General features: G+C 59.3%; 11 protein-coding genes. 3 read left to right on the forward strand and 8 right to left on the reverse strand.

Annotated features, from left to right (window positions below):
* Position 1: 1 nt before the first annotated feature.
* On the reverse strand, positions 2-1,204 hold the full coding sequence (efeO, locus tag KVH01_RS19820) for an iron uptake system protein EfeO (RefSeq protein WP_217882570.1): 1,203 nt from the start codon (positions 1,202-1,204) through the stop codon (positions 2-4).
* A 10-nt stretch (positions 1,205-1,214) separates the two neighbouring features.
* Complete coding sequence (gene efeU / locus KVH01_RS19825; RefSeq protein ID WP_043049834.1) at positions 1,215-2,060, reverse strand: iron uptake transporter permease EfeU; 846 nt, start codon at positions 2,058-2,060, stop codon at positions 1,215-1,217.
* Between the two features lie 168 nt (positions 2,061-2,228).
* Between efeU and KVH01_RS19830 the strand changes: the two genes are divergently transcribed.
* Positions 2,229-3,251: an AraC family transcriptional regulator gene (locus KVH01_RS19830; RefSeq protein WP_217882571.1), complete on the forward strand. Its 1,023-nt coding sequence runs from the start codon at positions 2,229-2,231 to the stop codon at positions 3,249-3,251.
* A gap of 284 nt (positions 3,252-3,535) precedes the next feature.
* On the opposite strand, the gene KVH01_RS19835 is transcribed toward KVH01_RS19830, so the two are convergent.
* The 6 genes from KVH01_RS19835 to KVH01_RS19860 all read right to left on the reverse strand — a co-directional run bounded on the left by KVH01_RS19835 (position 3,536) and on the right by KVH01_RS19860 (position 12,894).
* Positions 3,536-4,249 carry a zinc-dependent metalloprotease family protein gene (locus KVH01_RS19835; protein WP_217882572.1) on the reverse strand — a complete coding sequence of 238 codons (714 nt, stop codon included), beginning with the start codon at positions 4,247-4,249 and terminating at the stop codon, positions 3,536-3,538.
* Positions 4,250-5,239: 990 nt separating this feature from the next.
* On the reverse strand, positions 5,240-5,764 hold the full coding sequence (locus tag KVH01_RS19840; RefSeq protein WP_217882573.1) for a hypothetical protein: 525 nt from the start codon (positions 5,762-5,764) through the stop codon (positions 5,240-5,242).
* Positions 5,765-6,055: 291 nt separating this feature from the next.
* Positions 6,056-7,471: an efflux transporter outer membrane subunit gene (locus tag KVH01_RS19845; protein ID WP_217882574.1), complete on the reverse strand. Its 1,416-nt coding sequence runs from the start codon at positions 7,469-7,471 to the stop codon at positions 6,056-6,058.
* On the reverse strand, positions 7,468-10,647 hold the full coding sequence (locus KVH01_RS19850) for an efflux RND transporter permease subunit (protein WP_217882575.1): 3,180 nt from the start codon (positions 10,645-10,647) through the stop codon (positions 7,468-7,470). Before KVH01_RS19850 ends, KVH01_RS19845 begins: the two co-directional genes overlap by 4 nt.
* Before the next feature lie 15 nt (positions 10,648-10,662).
* Positions 10,663-11,904 carry a multidrug efflux RND transporter periplasmic adaptor subunit MexE gene (mexE, locus tag KVH01_RS19855; protein ID WP_217882576.1) on the reverse strand — a complete coding sequence of 414 codons (1,242 nt, stop codon included), beginning with the start codon at positions 11,902-11,904 and terminating at the stop codon, positions 10,663-10,665.
* A gap of 408 nt (positions 11,905-12,312) precedes the next feature.
* Entirely contained in the window at positions 12,313-12,894 is a 582-nt protein-coding gene (locus tag KVH01_RS19860) for a helix-turn-helix domain-containing protein (protein ID WP_217882577.1), read from the reverse strand.
* A gap of 153 nt (positions 12,895-13,047) precedes the next feature.
* Between KVH01_RS19860 and KVH01_RS19865 the strand changes: the two genes are divergently transcribed.
* Complete coding sequence (locus KVH01_RS19865; RefSeq protein ID WP_217882578.1) at positions 13,048-13,941, forward strand: DMT family transporter; 894 nt, start codon at positions 13,048-13,050, stop codon at positions 13,939-13,941.
* A gap of 56 nt (positions 13,942-13,997) precedes the next feature.
* The gene (locus KVH01_RS19870) at positions 13,998-15,026 is read left to right on the forward strand and encodes a beta-ketoacyl-ACP synthase III (protein WP_217882579.1); all 1,029 of its coding nucleotides are present in this window, start codon (positions 13,998-14,000) and stop codon (positions 15,024-15,026) included.
* The last annotated feature ends 11 nt before the right edge of the window (positions 15,027-15,037 follow it).

Genomic DNA, 15,037 nt, shown 5'->3' on the forward strand with positions numbered 1-15,037 from the left:
TTCACTGCAGGCCGGAAAGGCCAAGGGCGGGGTCGATTCCATCGAGTGCGGCGGCCACTGCCTTGGCCTTGTCGGCGATCTGCTTGCGCTGATCGTCGGTGACGCTGTCATAACGGGTGTAATGGTTGTCGACCTTCAATCCATTGAGCTCGGCATCGAAGGCATCGAGCGCTCTGTCGATGTTGGGCAGCAGGTCGGCGGCGGACTTGGTCAACAGTGGACGCATCAGGTCGACCACTTTGCGGGCGACCTGCAGGTTGGCGGCAAAGCCATTCAGGTCAATATGGCTGTAGCGCTCCTCTTCACCGCTCACCGCGCGCACATCCGCCAGACTGTTGAGGTTGCGCACCACAATGCTGACCAATTGCTCCGGCGGCAGGGACTGGGCCAGCAGCTGTTGCTTGAGGGTGGTGACGTCGGCGACCAAGCGTTGAGCGACAGGCGCCAGGCCATCGAGGCTGCGTTGCTGGAACAGGCTGTATTCGAGGCGGTGGAAGCCGCTGAACGCAGGATCCTGCTCGCGTTTTTCAAAGTAATCGGCGCGGGCGTTGATGGCGTTATCCAGCTCGGCCAGGCGTTGGGCTGCCGGCGCCAGGCGCTGATAGGCTTCACGGGCCGGCGCATACAGCGCCTGTGCCTGTGCCAGGTCGCCGGTGTCGATGGCCTGTTGCAGGGCGGCTGCGGCCTTGATCAGGGCGCCGCCCTGGCCGCTCAGGTACACACGGAACTCCGACAGCGGACCGATAAACGCCACCATTGACGGCTTGGCCTTGGCCTGGGCGTCGGACTCAGCGGTGGGCGTGACATGCAGCGTGCCACGGGGATTGCTCAGCAGGCCACAGGTGATCGCGTAGTCACCGGGCTGCAGATTGGCGTTGATCACCTGGCTCAGGCCCGGTGCGATATTTTCCCGCTCTTCGACCACCAGCACGCCATCAAGGATTTCCCACTCCACCGCACGGTCGGAGCGGTTGATGATACGAAAGCTCGCACGCCCGGCCGGTACGGTGAGGGCGTTGGGCTCACAGGCGTGGGCGTGGATCGTCACCGCGATTTCATTGTGATTGACCTGGCGTTTGGTAGCGGCCAGTTGCGAGGCGTAGTAGAACAGGCCACCGGCGGCGATCATCACCACCACCGAGCCGGCCACGCCCCAGCGCAAGGCACGGGACGGCGGGGCCGATTGAGGGGTTGGGTTGGACAAGGGACGGTCCTTACTGGCTGGAAACGGAAGAGGTCTTGGCGACGGGCTTGGCGGGGGGCGAGGGCAGGAAGAACATCACCAACGCCACCACCAGGTAAATCACATAGGCACCCAGGGTGCTGACCGTCGGCGCCTCCTGGTAGCCGAACATGCCGGCCAGTACCGAGCCCAAGGGGCTGTCCATCGGCAGCGCAGCGCTGAAATCGAACAGCACGGTCTGCCAGTGGTTCCACACGCCGGCCTCGTGCAGGGCTTGCACCGAGTTGGCGAGAATGCCGGCGGCCACTACGAGGATGAACAGGCCGGTCCAGCGGAAAAACGCGCCGAGGTTCAGGCGCATGCTGCCGGAATAGATCAGGAAACCGACGACGATGGCCAGGATCAGGCCGAGCAGGGCACCTATCGGCGCGCCCGGGCCTTCGCTCTGCTGGAACACGGCCAACAGGAAAAATACCGTCTCCAGACCTTCGCGGGCCACGGCGAAAAACACCATGGCAATCAACGCGATCACCTGATGCCTGGAACCTGCCAGCGCATGGTCGAGGGATTCGTGCAGGGTATGCTTGATCGAACGCGCCACCTTGCGCATCCAGAACACCATGGAGCTGAGGATGCCCACGGCAACCAGGCCGACGATGCCTTCGAACAATTCCTGCTGCTTTTGCGGAAATTCCGCACTGACCAGTTCCAGACCGCCGCCCACCAGCAACGCCAGGGCCGCGGCCAGGAATACGCCGATCCACACCGCCGGCATCCACTGGCCACGACCGGTCTGCTGCAGGTAACTGGCGATGATTCCAACGATCAAGGCGGCTTCAATGCCTTCGCGCAACATGATTAAAAACGGAACGAGCATCGGGCACCGGGGCGTAACTAGTTAGGAAGCTAAGTTGTAACATAATGATACTCATTGCTAAACAAGAAATATTGACCTTTGCTGAACCTGGGCTGAACGGTGGTGGCGAAGCGCAACCGCCTTTATGATGCACGCCACTGAAGTAGCCGTCGGATTGGCCAACAGCTCATGTCGGAAAAAGACACCATCTCCATCCACCTCGTGCGTGAAGCCCTGTTGCAGAGCTGTGCGCCTGGGGCGGCCACCGTTGAGGCGTTAAGCAAGGTCGGGATTGATCCCGCATTGCTGGAGCAGCCAAGCGCCCGGGTTGCGGCCACGGCCTATGCGCGGCTGTGGCGCTTGCTGGCGCGGCGCACGGACGACGAGTTCTTCGGCATGGACCCGCGCAAGCTCAAATCCGGCAGCCTGGCGTTCCTGTGTCGCGCCGCCATGGCGCAACCCAGCCTGGCCGCAGGCCTGGAAACGGGCTTGGGGTTTCTGTCGCTGATGCTTGAGCGCATGCCCGCGCAGCTGGTTCGCCAACAGAGCCTGGCGGAGATCGTCCTGCTCGAACCCGAGCCTGAGCCTAAGCGTGCGTTCACCTATTTCACCTACTGGATGATCGTGCACGGCGTTGCCTGTTGGCTGGCAGGGCGTCGAATCCCCATCCTCGCCATTGAGTTGCGTTGTGCGCAGCCGGACTTCTGTGACGATTACCAGGTGATGTTTTCCGATAACCTGCGCTTTGATCGACCCCGGACCCGCATGATCTTTTCTGCGGACTGCCTGGACCTGCCGATCAAGCGCAGCCCGCAGGAGCTCCAACGTTTTCTGGCCCATGCGCCGGCCAATATTCTGGTCAAGTACCGCGACCCCGAGAGCCTGGCTACCCGCATCAAGCATGACCTTCGGCAGATGCCTCCCGACGCCTGGCCCGAAACCGACGGGCTTGCGGCTACGTTATGCATTTCCGCCTCTACATTGCGTCGACGCCTGGCGGAAGAAGGCCAGACCTATCAGGGCCTCAAGGACAGCGTGCGCAAGGAACTGGCGATTGTTTGGTTGGCGGAACCGCAGATCAGCTTTGCCGAAATCGCCACGCGGCTGGGGTTTGCCGATGCGAGTTCGTTCTACAAGGCTTTTCGTAAGTGGTCAGGGTCCAATCCCGGGCATTATCGGAGTTTGATCTTGAACGAGCCGAGTCGGCTCTAACCGATGTGTAGACAGTGCGTCAAGATCCTCCTTAACGCACTGATAAAACGCCTTGGGCTCAAGCATTCGCATTGAGCTTTAAATTACTTCTGGAAGAAGATACCTCTTCAGATTGATGATTTTTTCATCAAGTTTGAGTGTGTCGGCGGTTACGGACTCTTCGGTTGCCAAGAGTCCATCCTCGGAGCTAAGAAATGACTCGAAGCGTCCAATCAACTCTTTCTTTACGGGCTGCCGACGACCAGTGCATGCGTCTGTCCGACGTTAGCGATGGGCGTCGAGCATTAAGTCGCCGGGTTTTGCAAAGGATGGTTGCTGGCAAGGTTTGGGAGCTTCTTAGTAAAGGGGGGATAAAGGGTGCTTACAAATTTCTTGTCTTCTTCTGATATTGTTTTCGGCCTAAAGACCGACTCTCCGTCACTGTCAGTCTCGAAGGTGTAGTGCATTATTGAATCGTTGTCATAGGGACTTAATGTGAATGAACCATCGTCGGGAAGAGGTGGCGTGTCTTCTAAATCAGGATCGTCCAGGTTTCTATATGGGTGCTCATGTTCATGCTTTAGGCCGAGCACATGCCCCCACTCATGCATGACCGTATCGGCTATGTGTTCCGGGGAGGCGTTTGTGCCGATGGTGACATGAGCTTTCGCGTCTGGATGAAGTGTATTTTCTGTGCCTATCCAGGCATACCCTTCTTCGCTATAAGGATCGACTTCAACTCTTACATCTGCGTCTTTGGGGTCGGCGACGAATTCAAAGTTTAGATTTACATAGGGAGCCCATTTGTTAATGTTTTCTCTGATCAATTCTTCTTCTTTTTGCGTCGTGCCAACCATGCCTATTTTTATCGTGGCGCCCTGTGGCCAAAGGTATGCTGTGTCAGCGACGCCACGCTTTTGCCTGCTCCTGGCCGAAGCTGTGGTTTGATCGTCATTTAGAATATCAGGCGAGTTATAGGTCGACGGGAGCGGTGGAGAGTGGGTTGCGTTAATGTTCAATGGTATCCCCTTAGTGAACCGTCCTGGTGAAGAGCCTACATGCCAGCGTCCTATGCAAGTACGTAATAGGTGGCGGTCACTTTCGAAATGGTTCCGTTGAGGCTTGGCTAATTCGCTATTGTGCGCGGGCAAATGCTATCGGTGCCGCAGGAAATTCCCTTGTGCCTCTCAGCTCGATAAGGTTTGGTTTTACGTGCTTCATTCAGATTTATAAGGCAGCATTATCGGAGTTTGATTTTGAACGAGCCAAGTCGGTTCTAACCGCTGTTATGCAGGACTAGGACATTTCTCACTTATTCCTTCATCTGGGTATGACAGAGCGGTCCTTCTATGTTTTAGGAAGCGGCTGGCATCTTTGGCGCTTGATTTCGTGCACCGTAAGCAACGTGTTCCTACCTGCATTAGTGGGTGCTTGATATCTGCTGGATTGATATCGAGTGTCGTGTGCTGGCAGCCGTTGCTTAACTGTGAGGTGCGCTTATGGGGAAATAAAAGATCAGATATTTCGAGTGAGTATTTATTCATTATTTACTGATTTGAGGTGAGATCATGAAAGGTCTTATTGCGTTGCCGTGTCTCGCGTTAATGCTTTTGTCTACTCAGGTGTCGGCCTTGTGTCTGTATATAAGTGATAGCTATAGCGGGCTTTTGCAGCCTGGTGTGGAAACGACAGTATATGGCCCGTTCACAATAACTTCCGCGAATGGATGTGCGGGTGCGACTATTGATGTTTCAGCTTCCACGAGCGGTGGCGGGAGGGCGCCACAGTTGATTATTCAAAAACAGGCGGGCGCTTCCTGGGGGGATGTTGCTGGAACCTTTGGAGGTACGACGTCCTACTCTGGTGTGTTTGGAACCTATCGAATCGTCATGATTAATTCTGGTTCGGAGGCGCAATCTTATTCTGGCACTGCTAGATACGGCCGCTGAGCCGTTAAGCCAAACAGTGCGCCACGAGGTTTATTGGCGCACTGTTTGCGAACATCTTAATCAAGCTTTTTCATCTACTGATAAAACGCTATTGGAAGAGTTTACAAAATAGGCCAGTGCCCCCATGGCGTGATTAGCGGCTACCATTCCCTGCCTCCATCTCAACGTATGCTCGTTTGCCCCCGCAGGGTTGTCTTCCAAGAATTCGCTGTACTCCACCAGTCGCTCGTTAAATAAGGCAATCGCGTTGAATTTTACGTGCGTTTCCGTTGGAACGCCGTTTGCGTCGGTGTGCAGATTGCCACCTATGAACATCCTGTATGCATAGATATCAATCATGTCGTGTTCGAACAGCGTGCGTCCCACCTTTCTTAAGTCGTCTGAATTAATAGACGTCATATCATAATCTTTCAGATAAGCCTTGAGTTGGGTGATTTGACTGTTGTCATTGAGCTGTAGGGTGTCAGCCGCTACGTTCTTCTTTGTAATCGTAAATGCATTGGTTGTCTGCTCTGGATTTTTGATCACGAATGCATTGGTTGCCTTGGTATACCTCATCTGCTCAGCAGTCAACATGATAGCCATGTCGCCTTCCTCCATTAGTAAGTGGCACTTGGTTGTCGACGTGTGGGCCAATTACTTTAACGTAGACGTAACGCTTGCCTACATGAAAATGCACAGTTGTTTGTGAGGCATTTAAACCTGAAAGCCAGGTATAGCGCGGTACTAGGAAACTACCTACGAAGGACTTCTTAATTGTCTTACAGAAATATCTTTCAATATTTTAGGAAGTCCTGGCAAAAAAAAGCCCCGTGACCGAATGATCCACGGGGCTAAAAATTGGCTGGATGCGACCAACCAAAGGAGCTCTTTACCTCACTTGCTGCTGGCGACTACCGTATCTGGCTGCCAGCCACCACCCAACGCCTTGTAGATCGCCACAATGCCGCGATACAGATCCACTTCGGCCTGGGCCTGGGAATCTTCGGCAGCCAGGCGTTCGCGCTGGGCGTCGAGCAATACCAGGAAGTCCACGGTGCCTTCGCGGTAGCGGATCGCCGCGAGGTCGGCGGCGGCGCGGCTGGATTCGCTTTGGCGGATCAGCGAGACCAAACGTTGCTGGCGCTTGCCGTAATCGCTGAAGGCGTTTTCAGACTCTTCCAGCGCCAGCAACACCTGCTGCTCATAGGTCGCCAACGCACCATCGGCTTCGGCATTCGCACCACGCAAACGCGCGCGCACGCTGCCCAGGTCAAACGCGGCCCAGGTAATGCTTGGACCCAGGGACCAGGCATTCGCCGCGGCCGAACCGATCTGCGAGCCCCGCCCGGCGGTGAAGCCGAGGAAGCCGCTGAGGCTGACCCGTGGGAACAGATCGGCCTTGGCCACGCCGATCCGTGCAGTGGCGGCAGCCAGCCTGCGTTCGGCGCTGAGAATGTCCGGACGACGTTGCAGCAATTGCCCTGGGTCGCCAATCGGCAACGCCTTGGCAATCGCCGGCAGGTCTTTGGGGCTCAGGTCCACGCTCAGCTTGTCGGGGCGCTGGCCGAGGAGGGTGGCGATGCGATTGCGCTCGCGCACTTGTTCGGCCTGCAGTTGCGGCACGCTGGCTTCCACCGCCGCCAGGCGCGCATCGGCACGTTCCACGTCGAGCTGATCACCGACGCCGGCATCACGCAGGCTGACGGTGATGGCACGCGATTCCTGCTGATTCTTCAAGTTGTCCAGGGCGATGCGTTCACGCAGTTGCGCACCGCGCAGTTGGCCGTAGGCATCTACCAACTCGGCAATCATGGTGACTTGCAGTTGATACAGGTCGGCCTCGGCCACCTGCTGGTCGGCGTCGCTGGCTTCCAGGTTACGGCGGATGCGTCCAAACAAGTCCACCTCCCAGGCCATGTCCAGGCCCAGGTCGTAGCGCTCGCTGTTGACGCGCTGGGTGGTCTGCCCGGGAATCTGGCCCTTGCCCACATCGCTGCTGGCGCGGGAGGTAACCACCGGCATGATGTCGTTGGCCGCATCATCGCGGATCGCCCGTGCCGCTCGCAGGCGGGCGAAGGCCACGCGCAGGTCGCGGTTACCGCTCAGTGACTGGGTCACCAGTTGGTCGAGGGTCGGGTCGTCGAACTGCTGCCACCAGATGCCTTCGTACTTGGCATGGTCGTAGCTTTTGCTGTCGGCGGCGGCCGTGATATTGGCCGCCTCCAACTGCTGGGTCTTGTAGTCCGGGCCTACGGCACAGGCGGCGAGCGCCAGTACCAGCAAGCTCGGCAGGAATACTTTCACACTCATTGCTGTGTCTCCAGCTTCAAGGCCTTGGCCGCTTTGCGCGCTTCCTGGCGCTCCACATAGCGCCGGATCAGTACGTAGAACACTGGTGTCAGCAACAGACCGAAGAAGGTCACGCCGATCATCCCGGAGAACACCGCCACGCCCATGGCATGGCGCATCTCGGCGCCGGCACCGCTGGAGAGCACCAACGGCACCACACCCATGATGAACGCGAACGAGGTCATCAGGATCGGCCGCAGACGCAGGCGGCAGGCTTCCAGTACCGCGGCGAGCGGGTCGAGGCCTTCCTGCTGTTTATCCTTGGCGAACTCGACGATCAGGATCGCGTTCTTGCACGCCAGGCCCACCAGTACGATCAGGCCGATCTGGGTGAAGATGTTGTTGTCGCCGCCCGAGATGATCACCCCGGTAATGGCCGACAGCAGCGTCATCGGTACGATCAGGATCACCGCCAGCGGCAGGCTCCAGCTTTCGTATTGGGCGGCCAGTACCAGGAACGCCAGCAGTACGCAGAGCGGGAACACGAACAGCGCAGTATTGCCCGAGAGGATCTGCTGGTAAGTCAGGTCGGTCCACTCGTAGGTCATGCCGTTGGGCAATTCATCCTTGAGCAGCTTTTCAATCGCGGCCTGGGCCTGGCCGGAGCTGTAGCCCGGTGCGGCGTTGCCGTTGATTTCAGCGGTGATAAAGCCGTTGTAGTGCATCACGCGGTCCGGGCCCGAGGTGTCGCTGACCTTGATAAAGGTCGCCAGCGGGATCATCTCGCCTTTGTTGTTGCGCACTTTCAGCTGGCCGATCTGGTCGGAGTCCTGGCGGAACTGTTGCTCGGCCTGCACGTTGACCTGATAGGTACGCCCGAAGCGGTTGAAGTCGTTGGCATACAACGAGCCCAGGTAGACCTGCAGGGTGTCGAAGATGTCGCTGATCGCTACGCCGTGGGTCTTGGCCTTTTCGCGATCGATGGCGGCATCGACTTGCGGCACGTTGACCGTGTAGCTGGTGAACAGGCCGAACAACTCAGGCACGCTGTGGCTCTTGGCGATGACGTTCTGCACTTCTTTATACAACTCGTCATAGCCGAGGTTGCCGCGGTCTTCGATCTGCAGGCGGAACCCGCCGATGGTGCCCAGGCCTTGTACCGGCGGCGGCGGGAAGATCGCCATGTAGGCTTCTTCGATATTGGCGTATTGGCCGTTCAGCGCACCGGCAATCGCACCGGCGGACATGCTCGCGTCTTTACGCTCGTCGAAAGGCTTCAAGGTCACGAACACGATGCCGCTGTTCGGGCTGTTGGTGAACCCGTTGATCGACAGGCCCGGGAAGGCAATCGCAGCTTCCACGCCGGGTTGTTTAAGGGCGATCTCCGACATGCGCTTCATCACGTTTTCGGTGCGGTCCAGGCTCGCAGCGTCGGGCAGTTGGGCGAAGGCCACCAGGTATTGCTTGTCCTGGGCCGGTACGAAACCGGTCGGGGTGTGGGCAAACCCGAAGAACGTCAGCACCATCAGGCCGGCGTATACGAACAGGGCAATGCCGCTGCCGCGAATCACTCGGCGCACGGTGCCCACGTAGCCATGGCTGGCCTTTTCGAAAAAGCGGTTGAAGGGCCGGAACAGCCAGGCACCGAAGAGCTTGTCGAGGAACCTGGAGAAACGATCCTTCGGCGCGTCGTGAGCGCGCAGCAACACCGCAGCCAGGGCTGGGGACAGTGTCAGCGAGTTGAACGCCGAAATCACGGTCGAGATCGCAATGGTCAAGGCGAACTGCTTGTAGAACTGCCCGGTCAAGCCACTGATGAAGGCGGCCGGGATAAACACCGCACACAGCACCAGCGCCGTGGCGATGATCGGGCCGGTAACCTCGCTCATGGCTTTTTCGGTCGCCGGGAACGGTTCCAGGCCCAGCTCGATATTACGTTCGACGTTCTCCACCACCACGATGGCGTCGTCCACCACGATACCGATGGCCAGTACCAGGCCGAACAATGACAGCGCATTGAGCGAGAACCCGAACAGGTGCATCACCGCAAATGTACCGATCAACGACACCGGCACCGCCACCAATGGAATGATCGAGGCGCGCCAGGTCTGCAGGAACAGGATCACCACCAGCACCACGAGGATCAGTGCTTCGAACAGGGTGTGCACCACGGCTTCGATAGAGCCGCGTACAAAGATGGTCGGGTCATAGGCGATGCGGTAATCCATCCCCGCCGGGAAGCTCTTTTTCAGCTCGGCCATCTTGCTGCGCACATCGTTGGAGATGTCAATGGCATTGGAGCCGGGACGCTGGAAAATCGGAATCGCGACGGCAGGCTGGTTATCGATCAGCGAGCGCAGCGCGTATTGGCTGGAGCCCAGCTCGACCCTGGCGATGTCCTTGAGGCGCGTGATTTCACCGTTGGCGCCGGCGCGAATCACGATGTTCTCGAACTCTTCCTCGGTGACCAGGCGGCCCTGGGTGTTGACCGACAGCTGGAAGCTGGTGTCACTCGGCGCAGGCTGCGCGCCCAGGGCACCGGCTGCCACCTGGCGGTTCTGCTCGCGGATCGCCGTGACCACATCGGTCGCGGTCAGGTTGCGCGAAGCGGTCTTGTTCGGGTCCAGCCACACGCGCAGGGAGTAGTCGCCCATGCCGAACAACTGTACATCGCCAACGCCGCCCAGGCGGGCCAGCTCATCCTTGATATTGAGGATCGCGTAGTTGGACAGGTACAACATGTCGTAACGCTGATCCGGGGAGGTCAAGTGCACCACCATGGTCAGGTCGGGGGAGGCCTTGTCCACGGTAATACCGATGCGCGTCACTTCCTCTGGCAGCTTGGGCTGGGTGCGCGTCACACGGTTTTGCACCTGCACCTGCGCGTTGTCCAGGTCGGTGCCCAGGGCGAAGGTGATAGTCAGGGTCAGCTTGCCGTCGGCGGTGGATTGCGAGGACATGTACAGCATGTTCTCGACGCCGGTGATGGCTTGCTCCAGCGGCGCGGCCACGGTTTCGCCGATAACCTTGGGGTTGGCGCCGGGGAAGTTGGCGCGTACCACTACAGTTGGAGGCACCACTTCCGGGTATTCGCTGATCGGCAGTTGGAACAGCGAGATCGCACCTGCGATCAGGATTAACAGCGAGAGCACCGCTGCGAAGATCGGCCGCGAAATGAAGAACTTGGAAAAATTCATCTTGAGTCGTATCCCTTAACCGCGTGGGGTCGCAGTGCTGGCGAGCTTGGGCGTGGCGGTTTGCGGCGCCACTTGCTCCAGGTTGCTGGCCTCAAGCGCTTGTCGTTGTTGGGCCAAGGCGGCGAGGGTTTCCTTGCTGGCCATCGGGATGGTTTCCGGCGCGACCGGCGAACCCGGGCGCACGCGCTGCAGGCCCTTGACGATCACGGTGTCGTCCTTGTTCAGGCCGCTGCGCACAATGCGCAAGCCTTCGATCTTCGGCCCCAGCTCTACCGCGCGGTAAGCCGGCTTGTCGCCTTCCATCACCAGCACGAACTTTTTGCCCAGGTCGGTGCCGACGGCTTCATCGTTGATCAGCACGGCGGAGTAGGTGCCGCTGCCGACCAGCTTCAAGCGTGCATAGAGGCCAGGGGTGTATTCGCCCTTGCTGTTGTCGAACACCGCACGGCCACGGATGGTGCCGGTAGACGGGTTAACCTGATTGTCGACGAAGTTCATCTGGCCCAGGTGCGGGTTGCCGGTTTCATTCGACAGGCCCAGGTACACCGGGGTGGTGGCGCCACGCCTGCCTTCACGGGCCAGTTCGGTGTACTTGAGGAACACACGCTCGTCGGCATCGAAGTAGGCATAGACCTTGTCGGTGGAGACCACGCTGGTCAGTGCGGTGGTATCGGCGGTGACCAGGTTGCCGGCGGTGATTTCCGCGCGGCTGACGCGACCGCTGATGGGCGAAGTGACGCGGGTAAAGCTCAGGTTCAACCTGGCCAGGTCCAGCTGTGCCTGGATCCCGGCCATGGCCGCGCGGGCTTCCTGGGCGGCGGTGGTGCGCGAGTCGGCCAGTTCGGCGGAGATCGCATTGCTCTGGCGCAGGCGTTCGCCGCGCTGCGCTTCGTTTTCACTGCGGGTGGCGGCCGCTTTGGTTTGTGCGAGCTGGGCTTCGAGACGACGCACTTCCGCCTGGAAGGGGCGAGGGTCGATCTGGAACAACAGGTCGCCTTTCTTGACCAAAGCGCCTTCTGTAAAAGCGACTTGGTCAATCTGGCCCGAGACCCGAGGACGAATCTGCACGGTTTCCGGCGCCTCGAGACGCCCGGTGAATTCGTCCCACTCGTTGACCGGTTGCTCCAGTACCTTGGCTACGCTGACCTTGGCCGGGGGCATGGCGGCCGCTTGGTCCGGGGTCTTGCCGCACGCGCTCATCACCACCACGGCCAGGATCGCCAAGGGGAAGCGCAAATGTTTGAGTGACTGTTCCATGAGGTGCATCCGCCAATGTATTTGAGATGGGCGGATCATGCGCGGCGAGGCGGTATGTCACGAATCGAATGAAGCAAAGGTAACTATCATTCGGAATGATATAAGCGCGTACTTAGCCGTCTAGCATGGGGGTTTCGTTAGGGAGCTATCAATGGGCTTGATGACAAAAGACTATTGCCGAGGGTGCAAGGAACCTTGAACGCCTCGCCCAGGAGGTCAATCAAGGACCGCACCGACGGCATCAGCCCACGCCTGGACGCAAAGACGACGGTAATCACACATTCGGCGGACTGCCACTCAGGCAGCAACGCAATCACGTGTCCATCCGTGATCTCATCGGCCGCGAAGGCGACCGGCAGGTTGGCGATGGCGGCACCACGCAGCCCCGCCGTTTCCAGGGCCTCCTTCTCAGGAATGCTCTATCACCATCACCGCCGTCGTATCCGCCTCAAGTGCTTCGAACATATGCGGCACATTTGCCAGGTAACTGATGTAGTCGCCAGCGTTCAGCAGCACAGGCCCGCTTGCCGGGCCTATATGGGCGCTGCCACTGCACAGCACCACGTGCTCTATGGTGCCCGAAGGGTGAGGCTGAGACAGCCGCACTTCGCCGGGCTGCACCTTCAGCCGGTAGATGTCGCGCTGTACCCCCGCAGGGCAATCGGCAAGCAGTGTCGCTGCGTAATTGGCCGTCTCGGCATAGGCGGTCATGCCCTCGTTGGCGCGGATCACCCGTAGCGTCTGCTGGGGTTGCTCGAAGAACCGGGTGACTTGCAAACCCATTGCCATCGCCAGCGCCCATAAGGTCTCGATGCTGGGGTTACCGATGCCCGCTTCCAATTGAGACAAGGTCGACTTGGCTACCCCGGCGCGTTTCGCCAATTCGGTCAAGGAGAGCCCGGCGGCCAAGCGTTCGCGTTTGATTGAGAGTGCCAGCAGGTCGATGCGGCTAGGGGTGTTTACCGTGACGGCGTTCGTTATGTCGGTCATTTGTTTTATAAAACATCCTTAAATGAGTTGACGCTCTTAAACGCCTTGTTCAGTATAACGTCCAATAGTTCATTATAAAGTTCGACTTTCCAGCCGGGCTGTCTATGGCGGGCTTAGGTTACGGCAATGTCGAGAGCAAGGAAGCAGTGAGTGATGAAGTCGCAAACCCGTGGGACCCTCGAAATGATCTCGGCCATGGTGATCTCCGGCACAGTGGGCTGGTTCGTCGTCATGTCGGGGCAGAGTCCGGAGGCCGTGGTGTTCTGGCGTTGCGTGTTCGGTGCCATGGCGATGTTGGTTGCGTGCCTCGTGCTCGGGGTGCTGCGCCGCTCTGTGATCAGCCTGCGGCAGTTCATGCTGGTGTGCCTGGGCGGGCTGGCGCTGATCCTCAACTGGGTGCTGTTGTTCAGTGCCTACAAACACTCCTCCATCGCCATTGCCACAGTGGTCTACCACGTCCAGCCGTTCATGCTGGTGGGCCTGGGTGTAGTGTTTTTTGCCGAACGCCTCAGCGCCGCCAAGGTCGGCTGGCTGCTGTTGGCCTTCGCCGGCCTGATGCTGATCGTATCCGCCAAGGGCAGTGGGCAGGCCACGGGTGCCGACTATGTGCTGGGCGTTTGCCTGGCCCTGGCTTCAGCCTTCTTCTACGCGGTGGCGGCAGCGATCACCAAACGCCTCAAGGACCTGCCCGCGCACCTGATCGTGCTGATCCAGATGGTGGTCGGTGCGCTGGTCCTGGCCCCGTTCGTGGATGTGGGCAGGGTCGATACGGTGGAGGGCGCCTGGACGTACCTGATCATTATCGGCGTGGTTCATACCGGGCTCATGTCCACCTTGCTGTACAGCGCCATTCAGAAAATCCCCACGGCGCTGGTGGGGGCTTTGTCATTCATCTATCCGATCGTGGCCATTCTGGTCGACTGGGTTGCCTTTGCGCATCCGCTCAGCGTCCTGCAAGTGATCGGTGCGAGCGCCATCCTGCTGGCGGCTGCGGGCATGAACTTCGGTTGGTCGCTGGGTCGCGCCCCGCGTCAGGAAGTGACGTAGGGGCGCACGCGACAGCACACGCCATCTGAACCATCGTTAAATCAAGGGAGTTGATCGTGACTGTGATTTTGTGTGGCCTGGGAGGCTGCCTTGCGCCTCAGATAATTGACAATCAGCAGATTTCCAGCGGGCTGGACACCACGCCTGAATGGATCGAGTCGCGCACTGGCATCCGCGAGCGCCGAATGGTCAGTGATGGCTTGAGCATGCTCGATCTGGCGATCAAGGCCGGTGCGCGTGCGCTCGCCTCGGCAGAGGGGCGGGCGGTGCAGGCGGTGGTCGTCGCAACCACTTCGCCGGAGCGCATCTGCCCAGCGGTGGCGCCGGAGGTAGCATCGGCATTGGGTCTGGGTGACATCGCCGCGTATGACATCACGTCTGCCTGCAGCGGCTTCGTGTATGGCCTGGCCACGGCGTCCGGGTTGATTGCAGCAGGTATTGCCAACAGCGTCCTGCTCATCGGTGCAGAAGCCTTTACCACCTTCGTCAATCCACGAGACCGCGCCACCCGGCCAATCTTCGGTGACGGTGCCGGTGCCGTGGTGTTGCGCCGTGGCGAGGCGGATGAACCCGGTGCCCTGGGGGGCTTCGACCTTGGCAGTGACGGTGCCCGTTCGGACCTGCTGGCCATCCCCGCGGGCGGCTCGCGACAACGTTCGGCCAGTGCCGGCCTGGGGCACGACAGGGTAGCACCGAGCGAGTTCTACCTGCACATGGATGGCCGCGCGGTGTATGAACAGGCCGTAGCACGCATGTCTGCATCGGCCCGCAGCGTGCTGGACCGCTCGCATTGGTCAATGGACCAAGTCGACTGGTTCGTCGGTCACCAAGCCAATGTGCGCATCCTGCAATCCGTGGCGTTCGAACTGGGCCTGCCCACAGAGAAGGTGGCGGTAAATATCCAGCGGCTGGGTAATACCCTGACGGCTTCTATCCCGCTGTTACTTAACGACATGGCAATGAGCGGCGACCTCAAGGCTGGCCAACGCGTGTTGGTGAGTGCCTTCGGCGCCGGCCTCTCATGGGGCTCGACCGTGCTGCAGTGGCCACAGCTGACTACCCGCAGCAGCGAGTGGCAGGACTGATTCAGATTTGT

Source organism: Pseudomonas khavaziana (assembly GCF_019145205.1).
Taxonomy (GTDB): domain Bacteria; phylum Pseudomonadota; class Gammaproteobacteria; order Pseudomonadales; family Pseudomonadaceae; genus Aquipseudomonas; species Aquipseudomonas khavaziana.